A 23996-nucleotide genomic window follows, 5' to 3' on the forward strand; every position below is an offset into this window, starting at 1 on the left:
CAGGTGTGTGGAAACTTACTCTGACCAGCACACTATTGAGGACAGGTCGTCACTCAAATGCCGCGAAAAACCGGTCACGGAACTCGTCCATCCGCCATTCGGGTGCCGCGCGATCCGGCAGCATTCCCGGTTGCCACTGCCAGGAAGCGATCCGACTCATGACCTCGGGATCCCGGGAGATGATGCTGATCGGCACGGTGTGGTTCGCGCCTTCGCCACTGACCACGGTCGCCGGTTGGTGGTCGCCGAGAACGACGAGGACGAGGTTCGGGTTGTCGTAGGTGGTGAGGAACGAGATGAGCGTGCTGAGCGAGTATTCAACGGATTGTCCGTAGAGCTGCTGTACCAGATGCGGGTTCTGCCACACCTCGCTCGGAGACAGTCCCTGGTCCGGCTGGGGGTCGTAGAGTGAGCCGTCCCCGACAGCGGTCCACGGCACCTCGTGGGGCAGGGGAGTCCACGGGGTGTGCGAGGACACCAGGTCGATCTCCGCCATCAGCGGACGGTGTGGTCCGGCCAGTTCGTGCTTCTGGAAGTATTCCCAGGTGTACTGGTCGGGTATCAGGGCATAGCTGAACGGAGGACCCTGATATCCGACGTTCTGGGAGGTGAGTTCTGTCCCGAAATGATAGAACGATCGGCCGATCGGCCACGACCCGGTGTCGGAGGGCACGTCACTGATGGTGTGCCAGCCCGCCCCGGCGAATGCCTTGCTGAGGGTGAGCCGGTTTCCGGCGGTCACCTGATCGTATTTCTGTTGTGAGTCGATCCAGAGCCCGGTTTGCAGGGTGGAGTGGGCGAGCCAGCTGATTCCGCCGAACGTCGGCGAGGTGAGAAAGGCGCTGCGTTCCTGGTAGCCCGTGGCCGCGAGCTCCGCGTTTCCCCTGCGCAGGACGTCGTCGACGCCGACGGAAAAGAACGTGTTCTGGACGGCGACCTGGCCATAGCTTTCGATGAACGCGACGACGACGTCCTTTCCCTTCAGCCCGGTGAGGAGAGAGGATGCCGGCAGTCGGGCGTATTCGTCGGTTGCGCTTGCGCGTGCGAATCTGGCCTGGTCGGCATCCGCGATCCTGACCTGCTCGGCTTTCACGACGACCGTGTGGATCGTGTCCGCAGCGGCGACGGATTCGCCGGGTACGACCTGGGCGCCGCTGAATCCGAGCGCGATCCAACTCGCTGCGATCACGAAGCCACCGATCGCTGCGGGGCGGCGGTGCCGACCCACTGCGTCCGTGATCCGAAGGAATGCACCAGCGAGAATGAGAGTGACAGCCGAAAACGATAGCGGCATCAGGATGAGCAGTGTGACCGATGCGACCGGGCCGGCAGAATCCCGGAGGACACCGTAGGCGTCCCGCACCTCCGGCCAGCCGGTCACCACGTTGAACGGCTGACCGACCGTGCTTCTGAACCCCCGATCGAGAGCCGCGAGAGCGATGGTTGCGACGAAGACCGTGGCGGCGAGGATCGAGACGGTCCGGCGCGGGAACGGACGCCGAAGTCCCGCCAGGATCAGGACGACGACGACCGATTCCAGGGGTACGCGCACCAGGGCCAGCAGCGACCCCGTGCTGATCCATCCAGGCGCGAGGACAGAGACGAATGCCAGGACGAGGGCGGCGGCCAAACCCACCCGTCGTCGAACCATCGGCGGACGGTTGGCGCTCACCGCATTCCCACCATGAGAGGCGCCGTGATCACAGCCGGGTGGGCTTCCGCGTCGTGCTCGGTGAACCGATCTGAGAGCGCGTAGCGCATCAGAACCATGTCACCGATCGGCCTGGCTTCTGCGAGGTGAGCCCGCCGGTCACTCGTCCAGGGAAACAGGGCGTCGCCGACGAAGCGGGCGCCCCCGGCTGAGCCGACAAAGAAGGGTGCCACGCATAGCTGGAGCTCGTCGACAAGATCGGCCGCCAGAAACTGCGTGTGGACTATCGCTCCTCCCTCGACCATGAGCGTGCCGATCCCACGCTGACCCAGGTCGGCGACGAGGTCGGCCATTCTCACTCCACCGTCCAGACCGACGACAACGGCGGCGGGTCCGAGTCGTCGCCGGAGGCCGCCGGCCAGCGGTGCGGGGCAGTACACGAGCCGTGTGGTGTCGCCGGATGTGAAGAATGCCGCGTTCGGATCGAGGTCGCCCGTTGCCGTCACCGTGACCTTCCACGGTGAGCGCGGCAGGCCGGCTGCCTCTCGACGGTTCTGGCAGGCAGCGCTCCTCACCAGCAATCGCGGGTTGTCGGCTCGCACGGTTCGTGCACCGACCAGGATTGCGTCGTTCCTTGCCCGCACGGCGTCAACACGATCGAGGTCGGCTGCATTCGACAGGGTGAGCCGCGGTGGACGCGCTGTGTCGAGATACCCGTCGAGGGAGATGGCGCAGCTCAGGGTGACGTATGGCGTGAGTGTCACGATGTCTCCTCTTGGTCGAGAGCGTGTGGAACGAGAATGGACTCCGGTCGGCGCAGACGAACGGCGACAGCGGCGGCGACGAGCGCGCCCGGCGTGATCGAGAGCATCGTGAGCACGCCGAACAGGGTGGATGCCGCCACCCCCGCCGGCGCGCCCGATCCCGCAACTGCGAATGCCCAGCCGGCGATGCCCTCGCGAGGTCCCCAGCCGCCGATGTTCAGCGGGATCGAGGCGCCGAGCAGGATGACGAGAGCGAGAGTGAGCATCCGCAGCCCCGGCATCCTCGCGCCAACGGCCGTAGTTGCGAGCGTGAGAGTGGCGACATGGCAGCCGACGACGATGACCGACGCGATCGCGACCTGCAGGGAGGTGCGCAGTGATCCGAGGCCGGCCCGGAGTTCGCGCGCCTCGCTGAGCAGCACCGCATGGGCGCGTGTGCTCAGCGCTATCGTCGCGGCAAGCCCGGCGACGACGACGCCGAATCCGATCCCGAGCGCCGGCAGCAGGTAGCCCTCGAACTCGGTTCCGAAGCACGCCAGCACTATCAGCGCCAGGCCGAGCTGCACGACCTGCCCCGACAGGCGCTCGACCGCGACAGCGCGCGCGGCGGGCCTGACGCTTGTGCCGCGCGGGCCGCTGTCGACTGCCCGGCGGATGTCCCCGACGATTCCGCCCGGAAGGATCGTGTTCAAGAACTGGGACTGGTAGTACATTCCGACGGCGGTCGACAAGCGGAGCGGAACTCCCAGGCGGGTCGCGATGAGCTGCCACCGCCACGAGGCAGCTACCGTTGCAACGGCCGAAAGAAGCAGCGCCGCGCCGATCGTCGGTCCGTCCAGGCTGACGATGCCCTGCAGGAACGGGCCCGTGCCCACCTGCCCGATGACGCTGATGAGGACCCCGGCGCCGAGGACCGGACGGATGGCACGGCGGAATCCCGCCGACCGCAAGACCTGGCGAATCAGGGCTCGGCTGCGGTGGGTCATCCGCGCGGCCAGGCCAGCAGGTCGACGTGGCGGATGCGCGCTGCCAGCTCCCCGCATCGGATCTGGGACATCCGAAGTCGCCGGAAGCGCGCGGCCTCAGCGCCCAGCCGGGGATCCTGCTCGACGGCGGCGTCCACCCATCCGCAGAACCAGTCGAGGAGCAGGCGGTGCCTGCTGTGGTCGAGCAGCCATTCCGTGGCGGTCTGGCGCACCTCCCAGCCGGCCTGTGTGAACAGTCCGCGCGCAATCGGCGCGCCATACGGACCGAGCTGCCTGCGATTGTCTGCCAGTCGAAGTTGATGTGCGTTGAAGGCTTCCTCGAATGCCGCGTCGAGGTGGTCCCGTGGGCTCAGGCGAACCCGGCCTGTCACGCTGAGGGTGAGAAGAGCGGGGCAGCTGGCGTCAACGCAGGCGTCCACGATGGTGTGGGTCTCGTGGGAGGTCAGCACATCGAGCAGGGCGGATGCCGTCACGAGGGACGCACCCTCAAGGTCGGATGCCCGCAGGTCGGCGAGGTTCCCCGGTCGGGCGAGAACGGAAATCGCTGCCGAGTTCCCGTCCCGCGGACGCATCCTGCCGATGGCCGATTCGATCAGGTCCGGATTCCAGTCGTGCAGGATCCAGGTCTGCGGACCGGGGAGGAGGGGAGCGAGCCAGCGCATCATCGAACCGGTCCCGCTGCCGAGATCGTGAACGATCACCGGTCCATCCGGGATTTTGGCGGCGGCGGTGAGCGCAAGATCGCGTGAGCGCGCAGCTGCGTCCTCCGGTTCACGCAGCGCCAGCCAGTCCGGACTGACCAGGGGAATGCCGGTCATGGGGAAACCGCCGTTTCACGGAATGCCACCTCGATGAGCGTTGACGCAATGGCGGCTACCGTCGCACTCCACGGCCTGGCCCGTCTGCTGGCCGCCACGGCGGCTGCCTTGAGCTGCGACCGCTGTGCCGGACTGGCTAACCAGTGGCGCAGCGCGACCTCGAGCGCCCGCGGATCCTCCGGCGCGACGAGGATCCCCGCCGACTCGTTCGAGAGCGCTTCCGGAATGCCACCGATACGGGAGGCCAGGACGGGGATGCCGCGGGCCTGGGCCTCTGCGACGACCATTCCGAAGCTCTCGTACCGGGATGGCACGACGACAAGGTCGGTCCTGGCGTATGCGCTGTCCAACCGTGTTCCGACCAGCGCACCCCTGAACGGTGCCCTGGCGGTGAGGCGTGCCCGGTGACGGGCGCGCGTCAGCTCGTCGACAAAACCTGGTGCACCGTCGAGTGATCCGACGAAGGTGCACGTCCAGCCGTCAACGTCGGTGAGGTGCGCCAAGGCGCCGATCAGCAGGTCCTGGCCCTTGTGCGGGGCAACCACGCCAATGCAGAGCAGCCGGTCGCCTGCTGGTGAAGCGTTCGTCGTGGCGGCGGGATCCGTTCCCGGGTAAGCGACGATGACGTCGTGGGCCGCGTGGGAGTGACGCGTGATGATCTCAGACCGGGTCCATCCGCTCGTGGCGATGATGCGTTTCGCAGCCCGGAATGCGTCTCGTTCACGGCTGTCGGCCGTGACCATGTGCGCGAGGACGATCAACCGGAGCCGGGTGGCCTGGAGGCCCAATGCCACCGATTCGCGTGCGGCGATCAGGCCGTCGACCAGGGCGAGGGCACCGTCCGGCAGCCTCGACAGGGTCAGGCCCGTGAGCATGCCGTCATCCGGCGGGATCGGAACCATGTGCACCTCCCAGCCGCTGCGTCGGAGCCCGTCGCGAACGTGCTGGTCGTAGACGTTGCCACCGCTGACCCTGGCGGGGTCGTCGATCGCTGCGGGCACGAAGAAGGAGACCCGACGTTCGGCGGACATGCTCATGCCGTCCTCGTGTAGCTTGCCCACGCGATGTGTGACTCATGAAGCGTGACCGTGATGGAGTCCAGCTGCTGAACGGGGCCGAGTGACCCTGCCTTCACCCCTTCGGCCAGCAGATCGGCGATCGCTGTGCAGAGCACTTCGGTGGTTGTGTTCCGGCCCCGGAACCGCGGGTCTTCGTCGAGGTTGCGATACGTGAGCGCCCCCGTGATCTCCGCGAGCGCGCTCGCCAGTCTGCCGATGTCCACGACCACACCGTTGGCGTCGAGGCCGCCCGACGCGACGGTCGCGTCGACGATGAATGTGGCTCCGTGGAGTCGCTGGGCAGCACCGAAGGCGTCGCCCGTGAGACTGTGGGCGATCATCAGATGATCGCGGACCGTGACCGTGTACGTCATTTTGGTTCTCCCCACGTGATGGTGTGACACAGGACTTCCGGAGCCCCCTGGCGAGGCTCGCCATCACCTCGGGAAGGTCGCGCCACGAGGATTCACCGGTCAGCACGGCGTCGAAGGCCGGGTCGTGCAGGAGCCGCATGGCCAGCTCCAGGCGTTCACGCCTCGACCGGTTACCCCGGCGACTCGCCGCCACCGCTCCGACCTGGCTCGACCGGATCGTCAATCGTCGCGAGTGGAAATCGGCGCCCAGCATGAGCGTGACCGGGCGATCGCCGTACCAGCTCGCCTCGAGGACCTCACCGTCGGTGACCACTGTTTCGAGGGCGAGCTGCAACCCGGCGGCCGAACCGCTCGTGTTGATTACGATGTCCCGGTCACCCGGCGGCCGCGCGACGTCGGCGAAACCAACGCCCAGTCGATCCGCAACCACCTGGCGCGCCGGGTTGACGTCGATCAGAGTGACCTCGACCCCGGGGATGCCGCGGAGCAGTCGTGCGACACAACACCCGATCATGCCGGCGCCGATGACGGACACCCGGTCGCCGATAAGTGGACGAGCATCCCAGAGCACATTGATAGCTGTTTCGACCGCGCCCGTGAGCACGGCGCGACGTGCCGGTATCCCGGCGGGAACCGGCACGACCGCATCGGCGGGGACGACGAACGCTGACTGGTGGGGGAACAGCGTGAACACGATCCGGCCCTCGAGGGATTCGGGTCCCTGGTCTACGACGCCGACATTCAGATAACCGTATTTGACCGGGCCCGGAAGCTCACCGTCCTGGTGGGGGGCACGCATCCGGTCGAACTCGCTCTGCGGGACGTGTCCGCTGAAGACCGAAATCTCCGTGCCTCGGCTGACCCCGGTGTAGAGGGTCCTTACGAGCACCTCTCCATCGCCGGGTTTCGGCACGGTTTCCCGGCGGAGCACCCCGACGTGGGGCGACTCCACCCAGAATGCGGATGACTCGACCACAGTCCCTCCCGTTCGTGAACGATTTATGCCGGAGTGCCGTCTTAACAGATGAGTTAACAAAGAAACGAGACAGGGATGCGCAGAGTTCAATTCGCGCCGATTTCCTCAGCAATCGCGGGGACGGCAGCCGCGACGGTCCTCGGCCTTGCCGCTGGGTCCTGGGACCGGTCGTGGGCGCCCGCTGTCGGCTGGCTGGTGGCCCTCAGCTACCTGGTCGTGTCGAATGCCCTGCTCGTGCGCGGGCTACGGAGCAGAAACTCGACACGATTTGGACCAGCAAACCGTGTCACGGCCGTGCGGTCGACGCTCGTCGGGATGATCAGCGGGATCGTCGTTGCATCGTTCGTCGCGCCGGTTCCCACCACCCTGATGATGGCCCTCGTCGTGCCTGCCCTCGTCCTGGACGCCGTCGACGGCTGGGTCGCGCGGCACACGAACTCCACGAGCGAGCTGGGCGCGCGGTTCGACATGGAAGTCGATGCGTTCCTGTTGCTCGTGCTGAGCGTTTATGTGTCGAAGAACCTGGGGACCTGGGTCCTCGCGATCGGCACCATGCGGTACCTCTTCGTCATCGCCGGGTGGATCTTTCCCTGGCTCCGCCGGCAGCTGCCATCCCGGTATTGGCGGAAGGTCGTCACGGCCGTGCAGGGCATCGCCCTGGCGACGGCCGCGACACGGCTTCTCCCCGGTCTTGATGCCCTGCTCGTCGCGCTGGCGCTCGTCCTGCTCCTCGAATCCTTTGGCCGCGACGTGCTCTGGCTCGCTGCACGACGGTCAGAGCCGGTCAGGTTCCGTTGATCCCGATCAGGAATGGCGAGCGGCGGAGGCGAACATTCACACGGAGGGGAATGCCGGGCACTTCGAAGCACGGTCCCGCTGCACCCATCCCGCGTGATCGCTCTGGTAACTGCGCTCAAACCACGGCTATCTTGTTACCCGTCCGGTTGATACCGCTACGCGAGCCAGGGGAGGAACTTCATGGCTAGGAATCTGGTCATCTGTCTTGATGGCACGGGCGCCCAGCCGCGAGCACGGGGTGACTCGAACGTCATCAAGGTGTTCGGGATGCTCGACCTCACCGACCCGACGAAACAGATCGCCTACTACGACCCGGGGGTGGGCACATTCTCGTCGTCGGCCTCGTGGGGTCCGCTCGCGCGTTGGCTCTCGCGCGTCGGCGGGCTTGCGTTCGGCAATGGGCTTCGCCAGAACCTGGGCGAGGCATACACATGGTTGATGCGGGAGTGGAATCCGGGTGACCGCATCTTCGTGTTCGGATTCAGCCGCGGCGCATACACCGCCCGCGCTCTATCAGGCATGCTGCGCACGATCGGCCTTCTTCATGCCGGCTCGGAGAACCTCGTGCCCTATGCAGTTTCCGAGTTCACCAAGCGCAGCAAGGATGACCGTCCCCAGGGACAGGACGGCGTCACCACCCCGAGCGGGAAGACCCCCACCAGCGCCGCACCTCGCACCCCGCAGACTGTCGCGTCGAGGGCATTCTGGGCAGGAATCGACGAGTTCTCCGAGAACTTCGCCCGCAAAGTCAACGGGCGGAGTACCGTGCGCGTCGCGTACCTCGGCGCATTCGACACGGTGAAGGCGGCTGGATTCCTCAAATGGGATATCAAATGGCCCTATACGCGCAAGCTGGACAATGATGTGCGCGTGCGTCATGCCGTGTCGATCGATGAGAAGCGCCGACCCTTCCGCGAATACCTCGTCACGCCGTCCCCTCAGTCCCAGCTTGAGGAGGTCTGGTTCGCGGGTGTGCACACGGATGTCGGGGGCACTTTCGAGGACGACCCGCGCCTCTCGAACGTCACCCTCAAGTGGATCGTCGAGGGCGCCCTTGAGGAGGGAATGCTCGTTGAACCTGGTCCGTACGCGAAAGCGTGCACCGTCACTGAGCTGAGCGCCGACGGAACCGTGCACGCGAATAGCTGGATGTGGAAGATCTTTATCGACCGAACACGCCCGATCCCGGCGAACGCGTTCATCCACTCCAGCGTCAGGCCCCGTATGGAGGCCCCGGGCCTCTATGAAACGCGGATCCCATCGGGCGTGCAGTGGGCTGACCCGAATTGGATCGACCTCGCGCCCGTCCCGGTCCGAGCCGCCAATCCGATCGAGTCCGCTCCGGCGCCTACGGAGCATCCCGCGCCAGTGGCCGTAGCGACCCGACCTACTACACCGTGAAGGTCACCTGACTCCACAGCAGTCCCGGGTCCACCACTACAGCCGGTGGCGCGGCGACTGGCGCATCCGCTCGAACCACATGCGTGTTGAGTTGAGCCAGGGCCGTGAGAAGTTCTGCCTTGGGAATGGTGTTCTCCCACTGTTTGACCAGTCCCCAGGGCAGCATCGCATAGGCCCCCTGCCCGAGCACGGACTCAACGAACGGCTTCGGAGTCGCGTTGTGCGATCCATGGTGCCCGATCTTGTAGAACGCGACACTGCTGCCCAGAGCCTTCGACACGGGGTCGTCGAGCACGTGCTCCCAGGCGCCTTCCTGCGAGTCGCCCACGAACAGCAACCGCGTCCCGGACACGTCGAGCACGAAGTACACGCTCGTGTTGTTGACGGAGCGTTCGAGAACGGCCGCTGCGTCGAGCAGCGCGTCGTCGTCGGTGCCGAGCTGGGTCAGGCGCAGGGAGGCGCGCGCGTCCCTCAGCTCCGAAGGGATCGACTGGACGTCCTCGTCCGCCACTACATAGATCGGATCGAAGATGGTCGGTGTTTCGTCGTCGTCGTCGGGGTGCTGGTCGGGATCGAGTTGCAGCCACTGTGCTGACACCGGCGGGTCCATCAACGCGAGCTGCTTCGGATCGCGCGACGGGCCGAGCAGGTGGATGCTCACCCCTCGATGGGCACGGCGATCACGTTCTTCGCGGGGTCCCGGCTGGGAACGAACATGACCGGCGGCGTGTTCTTGAACTGGGTGCCGTTGCGGCTGAGCAGCCGGTCGGTTGCTTTCGCGTTGCCCATCGAGTTGGCTGCCAGGGCGCTGGCCAATGCTAGCGGAGCCGGCAGATCCCCTGAGTTCGTCTGGGCCTTCGCCTCGATGAAACCGTGGATCTGGGTCGCTGTGGACACGAGTGAATTGCGCAGCGCCTGGGCAGCCGGATCGCTCGTGTCCTCCACGAACGGGACCAGCACCTGGCCGACATCGACGCTGGTCCACTCGTCGACCGCGAAGCCGCTGATGTGGTCCTGGTGGTGGTGGGTGGCGACGACAACGTCGAGGTGCGGGGAGAGCCGGCAGCGGCAACCGCTGTGAGGTCCGCGATGACCGTGTGGACCACATCGGAAATGTCCCGGGTGACACCGTTGATCGTCGCGCGGCCCTGACTGTGCACACCGCAATCGACGAGCATCCGCCACACCTGTAGACCTCGTGTGATCGTGACCAGGAAGCAGTCACCAAAGCCAACGTTGTACATCCGCACGGCAACGGTCGTCTGGTCAGGCATGGGGCACGACTTTCGGCATCGGGACCTCCTCTGCGGCGTGGAGAGACGCGAACGTCATGCGAAGCAGCGAGGGCTGGTCGGTCCAGGCCGCGAGCGCATCCGCCGACGTCACGTGGTCGCTCCACGTCTGCAGCGCTTTCGCCCGCTTCGCACCGATCGCAGCACTCGATTCCGCGAACGCTCGCACCGCGTCCGGTTTCCCGGTGAATGTCTCCGGCTTCGTCAACGCATCGGGGTTCGACAAGGGAAGTGGCTTGGCCACCACGTGCACGACTTGCCCGTCGACGCGGGCGATGACCGTCGTTCCCGCTCGGATCGCCATGCGTTTACCCGCGGGCAGGGACTGGTCTTCGAGCTCCTGATGGCGTTGCGCGAACTGCGCCACCACGATCGGCCGGGGCTGCAGGTCGGATGCTTGCACGAACACCGCGTGCACGCCCACCAATTCCAGAGGGAGGTCCGGATCCAGGCCGAGTTCGTACGCGTGATACCTGCCCCACTCGATGAGCGCCACGACCGTCGCGGAATTCGCTGTCGTCGCCGACGCCGGTTTCAGGGCTCCCGACTGTGCCGCCGGAACCGCCGGAACCGCCGGAACCGCCGGAACCGCGGGTCGCGCACGAGTGGATACCCGTGGCCGTGCATCCGACTTGTCCGGCCCCTCGATCTCCGGGTCCGCGTCCGCTCCGGTGATGGTCGTCGACGCCTCGCCGCCCAAGTCGAGGTTCTGCGTCGCCTCCAGGATGAGGGGCGCCAAGTCGACACTGTGTGCCCCGCGGGTCAGGCTGAGTGCCGGATCCGCCGGCCCCGGCCAGGTCAATGCTTCTTCTGTCAGCGAGGACACCGACGGCGGATAGATCCCGCGCCGCCGCAGAGCTTCCACGAGGTTCGTCCTCAAACGCATCGCATCATCCGGGTAGAGCGCCCGGTCGGCCGTCACGATACCGCGGACCACGTCCCCGAACGTCACGTCGACCACCGGCAGGTATTGGAAAGCCCGCACGACCATCCCGAGGATACGGTCTGCGTTCCGGATCGCCTCGACCGTCACCCGTTTCACCAGGTCGGTTGGCAAGGCCCCTGGTGGGAGGACTCCGGTTCCGCCGGTTGCCAGCCGGCGCAGATCGTTGATCTGTTTCAAATAGGTGTCGAGGTAGGCGTCGAAGACCGCCGCCACGAAGCACGCCCCCGCGCGTGCGGCTCGGTCGCCGCCAGGAACGCGTCCGGCGTGCGCGGCGACCCGATGGCCGACCGCAGCGCCGCACCGCGGCCTGTCGACTCCCCGAATTCGAGCGCCAGGTCGAGCAATGCCGACCCTTCCCGAAGGTCTGTGCTCGAGTTGGCCACCGCCTCAGCCACCACGTCCGGGAAGAGAAAGTGGTGAAACAGCGCCACCAGGTCGGCGAATGCCTCGTGCCACGCGAACACATCCGGATTCGATGCCTCCGAGAAGTACTTGCGGATGCGATGGACGATCGCATGCGTCACTTCGTGCGCCACAACATCGACGCTCAAGCACGTGAACATCACCTGGCCGGGCAGATTCGATCCCGGATCGCGTTCGTCGGCCTTGTAGTAGCCGAAGAGCACCGCACGCCGCGTTGGATCAAAGAACGCATTGCGGCCTTCAAACGCGTGCGGCACGATCCGCAACTCCCGCCCGCCCCGCCAGCGGAAACGCTGCCCACCGAAACGTTCGAACCGTTCGATCACGCTCATCGCGACGGCGTAGACAACCTGCTGGTGGGTGCGCGGATCGCTTTCGGACGGACGAAGCCCGCCCTGGGCCAGGATCGCCGGATCATTCAGATCGACCGGCCGATACCAGACATCGCGAGCCGCGTCGTAGTCGACGACCTGCACCAGCCGGCCCGATGGTCCCGGCTCCAAATCGCGCTCGAACGGAACATCGACCGTCAAAAATCGGCCGCTCAGTCGAGTTGACATCGGATCGAACGCGTAGACCGGCAACGGCCGCCGAGCGGGCAGCCGCACCGGCGGATCGTTACGCGGTCCCAGGCGCGCTGGCGGCTGGTCTCCTGGTGTGGCGACCCCCATCGGTGCCTTCTTCCTCCGCGACAATGTCAAACGGTGAGTGTTCGCGCTCGAGGTGTTGGCTCGATCATCCCCCGTGCGGTTCGGATTGGGAACCCCGGACGAGGCCGACCACGGGAGGAGTTCTTCTAGCGCCAGGTGGTTGGCCCCGCGGAGCCGGCTCGATAGTTGTCGAGAGGTACGGAGCTTTTGCGCCAGGCGGAGAGGATCGGAGTGACAATGCGCCAGCACTCTTCCACCGCGTCTGCACGCACCGAAAGGGTGGGGTCGTCGGAGAGGATTCCGTGCAGTACTTCGCCGTACGGGCCTAGTTCTCCCTGGGCGAATTGCACCTGAAGATTGACCCGGTCGAGAGCGAAAGGATCATCTTCGCCGTTGATGTTGAGGTCGAGATCGATACTGTCCGGGGTGAGCGAGATAGTGAGCCGCGCGGGACCGGGGTTGCCGGTGAAGCCGTAGGGCCGGTGCGGTACGTCCTTGAAAGTTACGACGATCTGTTGGCGGCGGTCGGCCATGGCTTTTCCCGACCGAAGTCGGAATGGAACGCCGGCCCAACGCCAGTTCTCGATCCCGACGGTCACTTCCGCGAGTGTTTCGGTGTCGAGTTCGGGAGTCACGCCGGTCTCTTTCACGTAAGCGGGAAGTCTTCGCCCGTCAATTGTGCCGGCGGTGTATCGGGCACGGCGGCTGCTGGCTACCGGGTCGCCCTTCCACGCGCGGGTGGCGCGGAGTACCTGGGCCATTGATCCGCGCAGATCGTCGGCGTCCAGACTCGACGGGGGCTCCATCGCAGTGAGCGCCATCACGAGAAGCAGGTGGCTCTGGATCATGTCAACGAGGGCGCCCGCCTTGTCGTAATACCCGGCGCGACCCTCGAGGCCAAGGGTCTCGTCGAAGACGATATCCACTCGCTCGATGTGCTCTGCGCTCCAGACCTGCTCGAACAAGCGGTTGGTGAAACGGAGGCCGAGCAGGTTGAGCACCGTGGACTTTCCCAGAAAGTGGTCCACCCGGTGGATGTGGTTCTCTGGCAGAAGCCTCACGAGCTGCCTATTGAGCGCCTGGGCGCTGCGCAAGTCGGTGCCGAACGGTTTCTCCATCCCGAGAACGGTGTTCTTAGGCAGCCTGACCTTCCCCAGTGCAGCGATCGAGAGAATCGTCACGTTCGGCGGCAGAGCGAAGTAGAGCGCCGGTGTGCCCGTTGCGGCAGCAAGCACGCGAGCGAGGTCAGCTGGTTTCGTCACGTCGGCCTGGAGGTATATCGAGTTGTTCGCCACCCTGGCAGACCGGGCGCTCTCGGATCCCCCTGCGGCGAAGGACTCGACGACACGGGAACGCCACTGCGCACTCGTCATGGGATCGGATCCCACACCGATCAGGCGAAGATCGTAGCCCCGGGAGCTACTGAGCAACTGGCCCAGGCCCGGAAGAAGCAACCTCCTTGAGAGATCCCCGCCCGCTCCGAATATGACGAGAGTTCCGATGCGGTCAGCCATGCGCACACGATACCTCGGCAAGACTGGCGAAACGGGACTAGTCGCCATCTGGCTGATGCAGAAGACCTCTTGGACGACGACGACCTGGACGCCGTCGCAGACCGCCTCGATCACACAATCGGAGCTTCACGTGTGGGCCACCGGCGCCTGATTCGCCCGAGTTCCGCATCATGACTGACCTGTGTTGGTACCGGTGGTGGGACTCGAACCCACACGTCCTCTCGAACAAAGCATTTTGAGTGCTCCGCGTCTGCCATTCCGCCACACCGGCTCACAACACCTGGTTCAGAATACCGTAGGCTTTGACCCGTGACCGACCAAGATTCAACCCCAGTACCTCCTCGCCGTGTTGTCGTGGCCGAGGATGAGTCCCTCATTCGTCTCGACATCGTCGAAATCCTTCGTGACGCCGGATTCGAGGTCGTCGGCGAGGCCGGCGACGGCGAAACCGCTGTGGCCCTGGCGACCGAGCTGCGACCCGACCTGGTGATCATGGACGTCAAGATGCCGCACCTCGACGGCATCTCGGCCGCGGAGCGGATCACCAAGGCGCACATCGCCCCGGTTGTGCTCCTCACCGCGTTCAGCCAGAAGGAACTGGTCGAGCGGGCGACGGAAGCCGGCGCACTCGCATACGTCGTCAAGCCGTTCACCCCGAACGACCTGCTGCCCGCGATCGAGATCGCGTTGTCCCGTTACAGCCAGATCATCACCCTCGAAGCCGAGGTCGCCGACCTCGTCGAGCGCTTCGAGACCCGCAAGCTCGTCGACCGGGCCAAGGGCCTGCTCAACGAGAAGATGGGCCTCACCGAACCGGAGTCGTTCCGCTGGATCCAGAAGGCGTCGATGGACCGCCGCCTCACCATGCACGATGTCGCCCAGGCGATCATCGAGCAGCTCTCCGCAAAGAAGTAGCACCACTGCACACACGAAAGGCGGGTCCGGTCAATGGCGACCGGGCCCGCCTTTGTCGTGGTGCACGGCGGGCGTGACAGATCAGGCGATGCCGGGGCGGTCAGTGATCAGGTTCGTGATCCGGATCGTCGAGCAGCGCCTGCCTTGATCGTCGTCGATCTCGATCGAGTGGGTCGTCAGGGTGCGCCCGAGGTGGATCGGCGTGCAGACGCCGGTGACCCAGCCGCTCGTCGCCGAGCGGGTGTGCGTCGCGTTGATCTCGATGCCGACGGCGAGCTTGCCCGGTCCCGCGTGCAGGTTCGCGGACATCGATCCGAGGCTCTCGCCGAGCACCACGAAGGCGCCCCCGTGCAGGAGCATGGCCGGCTGGGTATTGCCGAACACCGGCATCCGTGCCACCGCCCGCTCGAGGCTGAACTCGAGGAATTCGATGCCCATCTTGTCGGCGAGGGCCCCGCCGCCGCGCTGCTGCACCCAGCTGAGGGCGTCTTCGGTCTTCTGGGTCATGGTCACCTTGGATAGGGCCCTGCGCCGTCGGACGACGCTTGTAGGCTGTCTGTGTGTCGGATTCCGAAAAGCCTACCCTGATGATCATCGACGGCCATTCACTGGCCTACCGGGCGTTCCATGCGCTCCCGGTCGACAGTTTCCAGACCCGGGACGGCCAGCACACCAACGGCATTCACGGGTTCATCTCGATGCTGCTGAGCCTGCTGCGCACCGAGAACCCCTCGCACATCGCCGTCGCTTTCGATATCTCGCGCGCCTCTTTCCGCACCCGCGAATACCCCGAATACAAGGGAACCCGGGCGAGTACCCCTCCGGAATTCAAAGGTCAGGTGCCGCTCCTGCAGGAGGCCCTCGCGGCCATGAACATCACGACCATCACGAAGGAAGACTTCGAGGCGGACGACATCCTCGCGACCCTGTCCGTCCGCGGAACCGCGGAGGGGTACCACGTCTTCGTCGTCTCCGGCGACCGGGATTCGATCCAGCTCGTCAACGACAACGTGACCCTGCTCTACCCGGCGAGCCAGGGCGTCTCGGCGCTCACCCGGTACGACCCGGCACGTGTGCGCGAGAAGTACGGCATCGATCCGGCCCAGTATCCCGATGTCGCGGCCCTCGTCGGCGAGACGAGCGACAACCTGATCGGCATCAGCAAGGTCGGCGAGAAGACCGCCGTCAAGTGGCTCGGCCTCTACGGCAGCCTTGCCGGCATCCTCGAACACGCGGACGAGATCAAGGGTGTCGTCGGAAACAACCTGCGCGAGCAGAAGGAGAACGCGATCCGCAATCGCCGCCTCAACCGGCTCGTGACCGACCTCGACCTCCCCGTCGAACTGCCAGACCTCGTCCGCGCCCCGATCAACGAAGCCGCCGTGCGCGAGGTCTTCGGTCGCCTCGAGTTCAAGAACCTGCTCGAACGCGTGATCAAGCTCGAGGGCGGCGCGGACGAGTCTGGCGCGACCGTCGTGCCGGTCGAGCGTGACGATGCGCCCTCCGCGCCGGTCGCCAAGGACCTTCTCGACGAGGAGCTGGATGCCTGGCTCACCCGGGTCGTAGCGGCCAACCCGGGCGGACTCGGCCTCCAGGTCGAGGTGCAGGACGGCAAGGCGATCGGTTTCGGTGTGTCCGGGCTCGAGGAGTCCGTGAACCTTCCGTGGCAGCCGGGACGCACGGACTACCTGCCCTTCGAGGACTGGCTCGCGAGCGACGCGCCCAAGATCATGCACGACGCCAAGCACCAGCTCAAGGCCCTGCGCCGCAGTGGCCTCGGCTTCGGTGGGCTCGTCACCGACACCCTCGTAGCTGCCTGGCTGCTGCGCCCGGGCGGGCCGGACAAGACCCTCGCCGACCTCGTCACCCGCTACCTCGACGAGACGCTCCCTGTCGCAGACCCCAACCAGCTGGTGCCGGACGAGTCGGAGTCTGGCGGCGTGCCCACCGAGGCCTGGTACGCCTACCGGCTCTCGGCCGCGCTCGGGGCCTTGCTCGATCCGGGTTCCCAGTCTGTGCTCACCGACATCGAAATGCCGACCCTGCTGACCCTCGTCGACATGGAACTCACCGGCGTCGCCGTGTCACACGAGGAGCTGTCCGTCCTGTCGGCCCAGCTCGGCGAGCGGGCGGCGGAGTACGCGGCGGGCGCGTTCGCCGAGATCGGCCGCGAGGTCAACCTCGGCTCGCCCAAGCAACTCCAGGAGGTCCTGTTCGAGCAACTGGGCATGCCGAAGACCCGCGCGAACAAGACCGGATACACGACGGATGCCGGCGCCCTCGCCGATCTCCAGGCGAGCAACCCGCATCCCTTCCTCGGTCTCCTCCTGCAGCACAGGGACGCGACCAAGCTCCGCCAGATCGTCGAGACCCTTGACAAGGCGATCGACGCGACCGGGCGCATCCACACCAATTACGTGCAGATCGGCACTGCCACAGGCCGGATCTCCTCGGCCGATCCGAACCTTCAGAACATCCCCGTGCGCACAGAGGAAGGCCGGCGGATCCGGGCAGCCTTCCACTCCGGCCCGGACGCCGAGTGCCTGCTGACGGCCGACTACTCCCAGATCGAGATGCGCATCATGGCGCACCTCTCCGAAGACGCCGGGCTGATCGAGGCCTTCAACGCCGGAGAAGACCTGCACCGCTTCGTCGGCGCATCCGTCTTCGGGGTCACGCCGGAGGAGGTCACGAACGAGATGCGCAGCAAGGTCAAGGCCATGTCCTACGGACTCGCGTACGGGCTGAGTGCCTTCGGCCTCTCCAAGCAGCTCCGGATCGACCAGAAGGAAGCACGCCAGCTCATCACGGACTACTTCGCCCGGTTCGGCGCCGTGCGCGACTACCTGCGGCACGTCGTCGAACAGGCCAAGGTCGACGGGTACACGGCGACGATCTTCGGGCGCCGCCGCCCGTTCCCCGAACTGCACAGTTCCAACCGCGTGCTCAGGGAGAACGCGGAGCGGGCTGCGCTCAACGCCCCGATCCAGGGCTCGGCCGCCGACATCATGAAGATCGCAATGAACAACATCGCGGAGGACATGCTCGAGGAAGGCCTCGAGTCCCGGATGATGCTCCAGGTGCACGACGAATTGATCTTCGAGGTCGCGCCCGGCGAGTGGGACGCTCTCCGCACCGTCGTCACGCACCGGATGGAGACCGCCGCTGCGCTGCTCGTGCCCCTGGACGTGCAGGTCGGCAGGGGTGCGAACTGGGACGCCGCGGCGCACTGAGGTCCCGGCTCGCTCCCTGTGTCGCTGCCGGTACGGTGATCTAGGCTCGGTCCATGAGCCAAGACACCGTGCGTACGCCCACAGCGATTGATGCGATCGCGGAAGACTGGGTCGACACCCTCGTCGACCTCGATCCCACGATCGGCACCTACATCGGCCGCAGCGTGGGCGCCGACCGGTATGGCGACTACTCCCCGGCGGGCCTGGAACGGCATCGCCTCGCGTCTCTCGCAACGATCAGGCGCCTCGATGCCGCTGTCGTCGTCGACGCGGTCGACGAGGTCACCCGCACGGATCTGCGCAGCGAACTCGCCCTCAGCGTCGAGAGCGCCGATGCGGGCCTGCCGCTTCGGGACCTGAACAATCTCGCCTCGCCCGCGCAGGACATCCGCGCGGCCTTCGACCTGATGCCGACGGAAACCGTCGAGGACTGGCGCACCATCTCCACGCGGCTCGGCGCCGTGCCCGAGGCCGTCGCGGGTTACATCGAGACCCTGCGCCTCGGCATCCGCGAAGGCATCATGCCCGCGAAGCGCCAGGTGCGCGAGGTCGCAGTTCAGGCACGCCGGCACGCGGCGAAGACGGGCTTCTTCGCCACGCTCGCCGCGGAGGCGAGTCCCGTGACGGGCAGCCTGCCCGCGAGTCTCGCGACCGACCTCGGGTCCGGCGCCCGCGCCGCCGCCGCCGCATACTCCGCGCTGGCCGCATTCCTCGGCGACGAGCTCGAACGGTCCGCGCCAGAGGCGGATGCGGTCGGCCGGGAGATCTATGCGCTCCAGTCCCGCCGGTTCCTCGGGGCCGCTGTCGATCTCGACGAAACCTACGAGTGGGGGATCGAGGAACTCGCCAGGATGGTCGCGGAGCAGGAGGGCATCGCCAGGCAGATTCTCCCGGGAGCGAGCGTGCAGGAGGCCATCGCCCACCTCGACGCCGACCAGAGCCGCACCCTGCACGGCACGGCGGCCTTGCAACGCTGGATGCAGGAGACGAGCGACCGCGCCGTCGCCGAACTGTCGGTGAGTCACTTCGACATCCCCCAGGAGATCCGCGCGCTCGAGTGCCTGATCGCCCCGACGCAGGACGGCGGCGTGTACTACACCGGGCCGAGCGACGACTTCTCCAGGCCGGGCCGGATGTGGTGGTCGGTTCCGGCAGGCGTCACCGAGTTCTCCACCTGGCGCGAACTGTCGACCGTCTATCACGAGGGTGTTCCTGGCCACCACCTGCAGATCGGACAGGCGGTGCATAACCGCGGCATCCTGAACACCTGGCGTCGCCAGCTCGCGGGCACGTCAGGGCACGCAGAGGGCTGGGCGCTCTACGCCGAACGCCTGATGAGCGAGCTCGGCTACCTCGACGACCCGGCCGACCGTCTCGGCATGCTCGACGGCCAGCGGATGCGCGCCGCCCGCGTCGTGATCGACATCGGCGTGCACCTCGGCAAGACCCTGCCGGATGGAAGCGGCGTCTGGACGGCCGAGCACGCCTTCGACTTCTTCCGCCGCAATGCCAACGTCGACGAGAGCACGGTGCAGTTCGAAGTCAACCGGTACCTCGGCTGGCCGGGACAGGCGCCCTCGTACAAGATCGGCCAGCGCATCTGGGAGGAACTCCGCGACGCCAGCACGGCCAGGGAGGGTGCGGCGTTCTCGATCAAGGACTTCCACAGGCGAGCCCTCGACCTCGGCGGCGTCGGCCTCGACACCCTCCGCGCGGCGCTGCTGTCCTGACGTCTCTCCGCGTACACGACGTGACAAGCGGATGTTGCCGGTGGCCCCTGCAAACAGCTAAGCTTGACTGTCACGTTTGTGACGAACTATCCGCTGCCATGCGCGGAGTCCACAATCCCCACCCGTTCGCGTATGGCCCGACTTATGTCCATCCTGGAGCAACTACTACATGACAATCGCAACGACCGATAGGGCACCTAAGCAGGTCGCCATCAACGACATTGGATCTGCTGAAGACTTTCTTGCCGCGGTCGAAAAGACTCTGAAATTCTTCAACGACGGAGACCTCATCGAGGGCACCGTTGTGAAGATCGACCGCGACGAGGTCCTCCTCGACGTGGGTTACAAGACCGAGGGCGTCATTCCCTCCCGCGAACTTTCCATCAAGCACGACGTTGACCCTTCCGAGGTTGTCAAGGTCGGCGACCTGGTCGAGGCCCTTGTTCTCCAGAAGGAAGACAAAGAAGGCCGCCTCATCCTCTCGAAGAAGCGCGCCCAGTACGAACGTGCGTGGGGCGACGTCGAGAAGATCAAGGAATCCGATGGCGTTGTCACCGGTTCGGTCATCGAGGTCGTCAAGGGCGGGCTCATCGTCGACATCGGCCTCCGTGGCTTCCTGCCGGCCTCGCTCATCGAGCTTCGCCGCGTTCGCGACCTGACCCCGTACCTGGGCCAGGAGATCGAAGCGAAGATCCTCGAGCTCGACAAGAACCGCAACAACGTTGTGCTGTCCCGTCGTGCCCTGCTCGAGCAGACGCAGTCCGAGAGCCGCACCACGTTCCTCAACAACCTCCAGAAGGGACAGGTCCGCAAGGGCGTCGTCTCCTCGATCGTCAACTTCGGTGCGTTCGTCGACCTCGGTGGCGTTGACGGCCTGGTTCACGTCTCCGAACTCAGCTGGAAGCACATCGAGCACGCCAGCGAGGTCGTCGAGGTTGGCCAGGAAGTCACCGTCGAGATCCTCGAGGTCGACCTCGAGCGCGAGCGCGTGTCGCTGTCGCTCAAGGCCACCCAGGAAGACCCGTGGCAGGTCTTCGCCCGCACCCACGCCATCGGCCAGGTTGCACCGGGCAAGGTCACCAAGCTCGTCCCCTTCGGCGCGTTCGTTCGCGTTGCAGAGGGCATCGAGGGCCTGGTCCACATCAGCGAACTCTCCGGCAAGCACGTCGAGCTCGCCGAGCAGGTCGTTTCGGTCGGCGACGAGGTCTTCGTCAAGGTCATCGACATCGACCTCGAGCGTCGCCGCATCTCGCTGAGCCTCAAGCAGGCCAACGAGGGTGTCGACCCCGAGGGCACCGAGTTCGACCCGGCGCTCTACGGAATGCTCACCGAGTACGACGACCAGGGCAACTACAAGTACCCCGAGGGCTTCGACCCGGAGACCAACGAGTGGCGCGAAGGCTTCGAAAACCAGCGCGAGAAGTGGGAGCAGGACTACGCTGCAGCCCAGGCTCGCTGGGAAGCCCACAAGAAGCAGGTCGCGTCCGCGAACGACGAGATCATCGCCGTCGGCGACGTTCCCTCCGCAGCTGGCAACTCGTTCTCGAGCGAGACGGCCGGAGCCGGAACGCTTGCTGACGACGAGGCACTCGCCGCACTGCGCGAGAAGCTCAGCAGCAACAACTAGCACGCAGCTCCACCGCAACACCAGAACCGGCCGGACCCTTCGGGGCCCGGCCGGTTTTCTGCGCCCTGGCCACATCGGTAGCATTGCCGGGGTGTACCTCATTGGACTGACCGGCGGGATCGCATCCGGCAAGAGCACCGTTGCGAGCGCCCTCACGGAACACGGGGCCGTCGTCATCGATGCGGATCGCCTCGCCCGCGAGGTCGTCGAACCGTGCAGCCCCGTCCTGGCGGCGATCGCGGCGGAGTTCGGCACCGCTCTCGTCGGACCGGACGGTGCGCTGGACCGGCCCAGACTCGGCGCGATCGTCTTCGGCGACCCGGCGGCCCTGGCGAGGCTCAACGCGATCGTGCACCCCGCAGTGCGGTCGCTCACGAACGCACGCATTCGTGCAGCCGGGCTCGCGAATCCCTCGGCGGTGGTCGTCTACGACGTACCCCTTCTGGTCGAGGCGGCCGTCGAGCATCCGTTCGACCTCGTCGTCGTCACCCAGGCGACTCCGGAGACCCGGATGCAACGGATGGTCGACCTGCGCCGGATGAGCCAGGAGGACGCGGCCATGCGCATCCGCGCCCAGGCCGATGATGCCGAACGGCTTGCGATCGCCGACGTCGTGATCGACACCGATGGCACCCTGGAACACACCCTGCGACAGGTCGACGCGCTCTGGGAACGCGTGCGGAGCGCCGGAAACTCAGCCGGCACCGAGAGTGTCGGTGGTCGAATCTAGACTGGAGGGATGGAACCCACGCGATCCGTACATCCCTTTGAGGTCGTGAGCGAATACACGCCGAGCGGCGACCAGCCGACCGCGATCAAAGAACTCGCCGAACGCATCAACGCCGGTGAAACCGACATCGTGCTCCTCGGAGCCACCGGAACCGGCAAGTCCGCGACGACCGCCTGGCTGATCGAACAGGTGCAGCGCCCGACGCTCGTGCTCGCGCACAACAAGACCCTCGCAGCCCAGCTCGTGAACGAGTTCCGCGAGCTGATGCCGAACAACGCCATCGAGTACTTCGTGTCGTACTACGACTACTACCAGCCGGAGGCGTACGTCCCGCAGACGGACACCTTCATCGAGAAGGACTCCTCGATCAACGCCGAGGTCGAGCGGCTCAGGCACTCCACCACGAACTCGCTCCTGAGCCGCCGCGACGTCGTCGTCGTCTCCACCGTGTCCTGCATCTACGGCCTCGGCACACCCGAGGGATACATGGAGGCCATGATCGCCCTCCAGGTGGGCCAGAAGGTCGACCGTGACTGGCTGATCCGCAAGTTCGTTGCGATGCAGTACCAGCGCAACGACGTCGACTTTTCCAGAGGCCACTTCCGGGTGCGCGGCGACACCATCGAGATCATCCCGATGTACGAGGAACTCGCGATCCGGATCGAGATGTTCGGCGATGAGATCGAGGCGCTCTACAGCCTGCACCCGCTCACCGGTGACATCGTCCGCAAGCTCGAATCCGTGTCCGTTTTCCCCGGCTCGCACTACGTCGCGAGCACCGAGACCATGCAGCGGGCCATCGTCACCATCCAGGAAGAACTCGCCGAACGGCTCGGCCAGCTCGAACGGGAAGGCAAACTGCTCGAGGCGCAGCGACTTCGGATGCGCACGACCTTCGACCTCGAGATGATGGAACAGATCGGCTTCTGCTCCGGCATCGAGAACTACTCCCGGCACATCGACCAGCGGTCACCGGGGGAGGCGCCGCACTGTCTCCTCGACTACTTCCCCGACGACTTCCTGATGGTCATCGACGAATCCCATGTCACCGTCCCGCAGATCGGGGCGATGTACGAGGGGGACTCGTCCCGCAAACGCACGCTCGTCGAGCATGGCTTCCGGCTCCCGAGCGCCCTCGACAACCGGCCGCTCAAGTTCAACGAATTCAAGGACAGGGTCGGCCAGACCGTGTACCTGTCCGCCACGCCCGGGAAATACGAGATGGGCATCGCAGACGGCATCGTCGAACAGATCATCCGCCCGACCGGGCTCATCGACCCGCAGATCATCGTCAAGCCGTCCAAGGGACAGATCGACGACCTCCTCGAGGAGATCCACAAGCGCGTCGCACTCAACGAGCGGGTACTCGTCACGACCCTCACCAAGAAGATGGCCGAGGAACTCACGGACTTCCTCACCGAGGCCGGCGTCCGGGTGCGCTACCTGCACTCCGACGTCGACACCCTGCGCCGGGTCGAGCTCCTCACCGAGCTCCGCGCGGGCGTGTACGACGTCCTCGTCGGCATCAATCTCCTCCGGGAGGGCCTCGACCTGCCCGAGGTGTCGCTCGTCGCAATCCTCGACGCCGACAAGGAAGGGTTCCTGCGCTCCGCAACCTCCCTCATCCAGACGATCGGCCGGGCCGCCCGGAACGTCTCCGGCGAGGTGCACATGTACGCCGACCGGCTGACCGCCTCGATGGAACGCGCGATCGACGAGACCGACCGCCGCCGCGAAAAGCAGGTCGCCTACAACACCCTGCACGGCATCGACCCCACTCCGCTCCGCAAACGGATCGCCGACATCACCGACATCCTCGCACGGGAAGAGGCCGACACCGCCGAGCTCCTCGCCGGTCGCGACGCCCGGCGCAAGGTCGCGGCGACCCCGCTCCGCACCGGCATCGCCGCGAACGGAGCCAACGACCTCGAGTCGATCATCGCCGACCTCAGTGGCCAGATGCTCGAGGCCGCGGGCGAGCTCAAGTTCGAACTCGCTGCCCGGCTCCGGGACGAGGTCTCCGAACTCAAACGCGAACTCCGCCAGATGGAGAAGGCCGGGCACATCTGATCAACAACCGCCCAACGTCGCGGTCGGAATTCGAACGTTT

21 protein-coding genes and 1 tRNA gene are annotated in these 23996 nt (G+C 66.0%); 9 read left to right on the plus strand and 13 right to left on the minus strand.

Features of this window, described 5'->3' with window-relative positions; translation table 11 throughout:
- Window positions 1–49: 49 nt before the first annotated feature.
- From RGU41_RS06135 to RGU41_RS06160, 6 genes are read right to left on the minus strand one after another with little or no spacing between them, the layout of a single operon-like run.
- Window positions 50–1672, minus strand: coding sequence for a CDP-alcohol phosphatidyltransferase (locus tag RGU41_RS06135; protein ID WP_322135793.1), 1623 nt, complete (start codon window positions 1670–1672; stop codon window positions 50–52).
- Window positions 1669–2415 (minus strand): RibD family protein, encoded by a 747-nt coding sequence (locus RGU41_RS06140; RefSeq protein WP_322135794.1) that lies wholly within the window; start codon window positions 2413–2415, stop codon window positions 1669–1671. Before RGU41_RS06140 ends, RGU41_RS06135 begins: the two co-directional genes overlap by 4 nt.
- The gene (locus RGU41_RS06145) at window positions 2412–3401 is read right to left on the minus strand and encodes a lysylphosphatidylglycerol synthase transmembrane domain-containing protein (RefSeq protein WP_322135795.1); all 990 of its coding nucleotides are present in this window, start codon (window positions 3399–3401) and stop codon (window positions 2412–2414) included. The genes RGU41_RS06140 and RGU41_RS06145 overlap by 4 nt, the downstream gene beginning before the upstream one ends.
- Window positions 3398–4219 (minus strand): SAM-dependent methyltransferase, encoded by an 822-nt coding sequence (locus tag RGU41_RS06150; RefSeq protein ID WP_134448712.1) that lies wholly within the window; start codon window positions 4217–4219, stop codon window positions 3398–3400. The genes RGU41_RS06145 and RGU41_RS06150 overlap by 4 nt, the downstream gene beginning before the upstream one ends.
- A complete protein-coding gene (locus RGU41_RS06155) occupies window positions 4216–5250 on the minus strand; it encodes a glycosyltransferase family 4 protein (protein WP_166791015.1) in 1035 nt (344 codons plus the stop codon). Before RGU41_RS06155 ends, RGU41_RS06150 begins: the two co-directional genes overlap by 4 nt.
- A 2-nt stretch (window positions 5251–5252) precedes the next feature.
- Window positions 5253–5651 carry a 6-pyruvoyl trahydropterin synthase family protein gene (locus RGU41_RS06160; RefSeq protein WP_134448710.1) on the minus strand — a complete coding sequence of 133 codons (399 nt, stop codon included), beginning with the start codon at window positions 5649–5651 and terminating at the stop codon, window positions 5253–5255.
- A gap of 232 nt (window positions 5652–5883) precedes the next feature.
- Between RGU41_RS06160 and RGU41_RS06165 the strand changes: the two genes are divergently transcribed.
- From RGU41_RS06165 to RGU41_RS06175, 3 genes are all read left to right on the plus strand, one after another.
- Window positions 5884–6321: a hypothetical protein gene (locus tag RGU41_RS06165; RefSeq protein ID WP_322135796.1), complete on the plus strand. Its 438-nt coding sequence runs from the start codon at window positions 5884–5886 to the stop codon at window positions 6319–6321.
- A gap of 381 nt (window positions 6322–6702) precedes the next feature.
- Window positions 6703–7425 carry a CDP-alcohol phosphatidyltransferase family protein gene (locus RGU41_RS06170; protein ID WP_134448708.1) on the plus strand — a complete coding sequence of 241 codons (723 nt, stop codon included), beginning with the start codon at window positions 6703–6705 and terminating at the stop codon, window positions 7423–7425.
- 180 nt (window positions 7426–7605) lie between these two features.
- Window positions 7606–8826, plus strand: a complete 1221-nt coding sequence (locus tag RGU41_RS06175) for a DUF2235 domain-containing protein (RefSeq protein ID WP_322135797.1) — start codon at window positions 7606–7608, stop codon at window positions 8824–8826.
- Here the strand turns inward: RGU41_RS06175 and RGU41_RS06180 are convergent.
- From RGU41_RS06180 to RGU41_RS06205, 6 genes are all read right to left on the minus strand, one after another.
- A complete protein-coding gene (locus tag RGU41_RS06180; RefSeq protein ID WP_322135798.1) occupies window positions 8816–9487 on the minus strand; it encodes a hypothetical protein in 672 nt (223 codons plus the stop codon). The genes RGU41_RS06175 and RGU41_RS06180 overlap by 11 nt on opposite strands.
- Complete coding sequence (locus RGU41_RS06185) at window positions 9484–9786, minus strand: hypothetical protein (RefSeq protein ID WP_322135799.1); 303 nt, start codon at window positions 9784–9786, stop codon at window positions 9484–9486. The genes RGU41_RS06180 and RGU41_RS06185 overlap by 4 nt, the downstream gene beginning before the upstream one ends.
- Window positions 9787–10092: 306 nt before the next feature.
- The gene (locus RGU41_RS06190) at window positions 10093–11277 is read right to left on the minus strand and encodes a hypothetical protein (protein ID WP_322135800.1); all 1185 of its coding nucleotides are present in this window, start codon (window positions 11275–11277) and stop codon (window positions 10093–10095) included.
- A complete protein-coding gene (locus RGU41_RS06195; protein WP_322135801.1) occupies window positions 11238–12158 on the minus strand; it encodes a hypothetical protein in 921 nt (306 codons plus the stop codon). The genes RGU41_RS06190 and RGU41_RS06195 overlap by 40 nt, the downstream gene beginning before the upstream one ends.
- Window positions 12159–12283: 125 nt before the next feature.
- Entirely contained in the window at window positions 12284–13699 is a 1416-nt protein-coding gene (locus tag RGU41_RS06200) for a glucose-6-phosphate dehydrogenase (RefSeq protein WP_322137309.1), read from the minus strand.
- 137 nt (window positions 13700–13836) lie between these two features.
- Window positions 13837–13922 (minus strand) — tRNA-Leu (locus RGU41_RS06205).
- Between the two features lie 38 nt (window positions 13923–13960).
- Here RGU41_RS06205 and RGU41_RS06210 point away from each other — a divergent pair.
- Window positions 13961–14566, plus strand: coding sequence for an ANTAR domain-containing response regulator (locus RGU41_RS06210; protein WP_134366651.1), 606 nt, complete (start codon window positions 13961–13963; stop codon window positions 14564–14566).
- Window positions 14567–14647: 81 nt separating this feature from the next.
- Here the strand turns inward: RGU41_RS06210 and RGU41_RS06215 are convergent, their stop codons facing one another.
- Window positions 14648–15073 carry a hotdog fold thioesterase gene (locus tag RGU41_RS06215; protein WP_134448704.1) on the minus strand — a complete coding sequence of 142 codons (426 nt, stop codon included), beginning with the start codon at window positions 15071–15073 and terminating at the stop codon, window positions 14648–14650.
- Window positions 15074–15126: 53 nt separating this feature from the next.
- Here RGU41_RS06215 and polA point away from each other — a divergent pair, with 53 nt between their 5' ends.
- The 5 genes from polA (at window position 15127) to uvrB (ending at window position 23956) form a co-directional block, all read left to right on the plus strand.
- Window positions 15127–17799: a DNA polymerase I gene (polA, locus tag RGU41_RS06220; protein WP_134448703.1), complete on the plus strand. Its 2673-nt coding sequence runs from the start codon at window positions 15127–15129 to the stop codon at window positions 17797–17799.
- 53 nt (window positions 17800–17852) lie between these two features.
- Entirely contained in the window at window positions 17853–19529 is a 1677-nt protein-coding gene (locus RGU41_RS06225) for a DUF885 domain-containing protein (protein WP_322135802.1), read from the plus strand.
- A 169-nt stretch (window positions 19530–19698) separates the two neighbouring features.
- Complete coding sequence (rpsA, locus tag RGU41_RS06230; RefSeq protein WP_134448701.1) at window positions 19699–21156, plus strand: 30S ribosomal protein S1; 1458 nt, start codon at window positions 19699–19701, stop codon at window positions 21154–21156.
- 91 nt (window positions 21157–21247) lie between these two features.
- Complete coding sequence (gene coaE / locus RGU41_RS06235) at window positions 21248–21886, plus strand: dephospho-CoA kinase (RefSeq protein ID WP_322135803.1); 639 nt, start codon at window positions 21248–21250, stop codon at window positions 21884–21886.
- Between the two features lie 9 nt (window positions 21887–21895).
- Window positions 21896–23956 carry an excinuclease ABC subunit UvrB gene (uvrB, locus tag RGU41_RS06240; RefSeq protein WP_134448699.1) on the plus strand — a complete coding sequence of 687 codons (2061 nt, stop codon included), beginning with the start codon at window positions 21896–21898 and terminating at the stop codon, window positions 23954–23956.
- The last annotated feature ends 40 nt before the right edge of the window (window positions 23957–23996 follow it).

It is taken from the genome of Cryobacterium sp. 10C3, assembly GCF_034314285.1.
GTDB classification, from domain to species: domain Bacteria; phylum Actinomycetota; class Actinomycetes; order Actinomycetales; family Microbacteriaceae; genus Cryobacterium; species Cryobacterium glucosi.

Bases quoted from the DNA above. Each gene is read 5' to 3' on its own strand.
- RGU41_RS06145 (WP_322135795.1), bottom strand. From the start codon at position 3,401: ATGACCCACCGCAGCCGAGCCCTGATTCGCCAGGTCTTGCGGTCGGCG.
- RGU41_RS06200 (WP_322137309.1), bottom strand. From the start codon at position 13,699: ATGGCGACTAGTCCCGTTTCGCCAGTCTTGCCGAGGTATCGTGTGCGC.
- RGU41_RS06150 (WP_134448712.1), bottom strand. From the start codon at position 4,219: ATGACCGGCATTCCCCTGGTCAGTCCGGACTGGCTGGCGCTGCGTGAA.
- RGU41_RS06155 (WP_166791015.1), bottom strand. From the start codon at position 5,250: ATGTCCGCCGAACGTCGGGTCTCCTTCTTCGTGCCCGCAGCGATCGAC.
- RGU41_RS06160 (WP_134448710.1), bottom strand. From the start codon at position 5,651: ATGACGTACACGGTCACGGTCCGCGATCATCTGATGATCGCCCACAGT.
- RGU41_RS06175 (WP_322135797.1), top strand. From the start codon at position 7,606: ATGGCTAGGAATCTGGTCATCTGTCTTGATGGCACGGGCGCCCAGCCG.
- RGU41_RS06215 (WP_134448704.1), bottom strand. From the start codon at position 15,073: ATGACCCAGAAGACCGAAGACGCCCTCAGCTGGGTGCAGCAGCGCGGC.
- RGU41_RS06170 (WP_134448708.1), top strand. From the start codon at position 6,703: ATGCGCAGAGTTCAATTCGCGCCGATTTCCTCAGCAATCGCGGGGACG.
- rpsA (WP_134448701.1), top strand. From the start codon at position 19,699: ATGACAATCGCAACGACCGATAGGGCACCTAAGCAGGTCGCCATCAAC.
- RGU41_RS06195 (WP_322135801.1), bottom strand. From the start codon at position 12,158: ATGGGGGTCGCCACACCAGGAGACCAGCCGCCAGCGCGCCTGGGACCG.
- RGU41_RS06225 (WP_322135802.1), top strand. From the start codon at position 17,853: ATGAGCCAAGACACCGTGCGTACGCCCACAGCGATTGATGCGATCGCG.
- uvrB (WP_134448699.1), top strand. From the start codon at position 21,896: ATGGAACCCACGCGATCCGTACATCCCTTTGAGGTCGTGAGCGAATAC.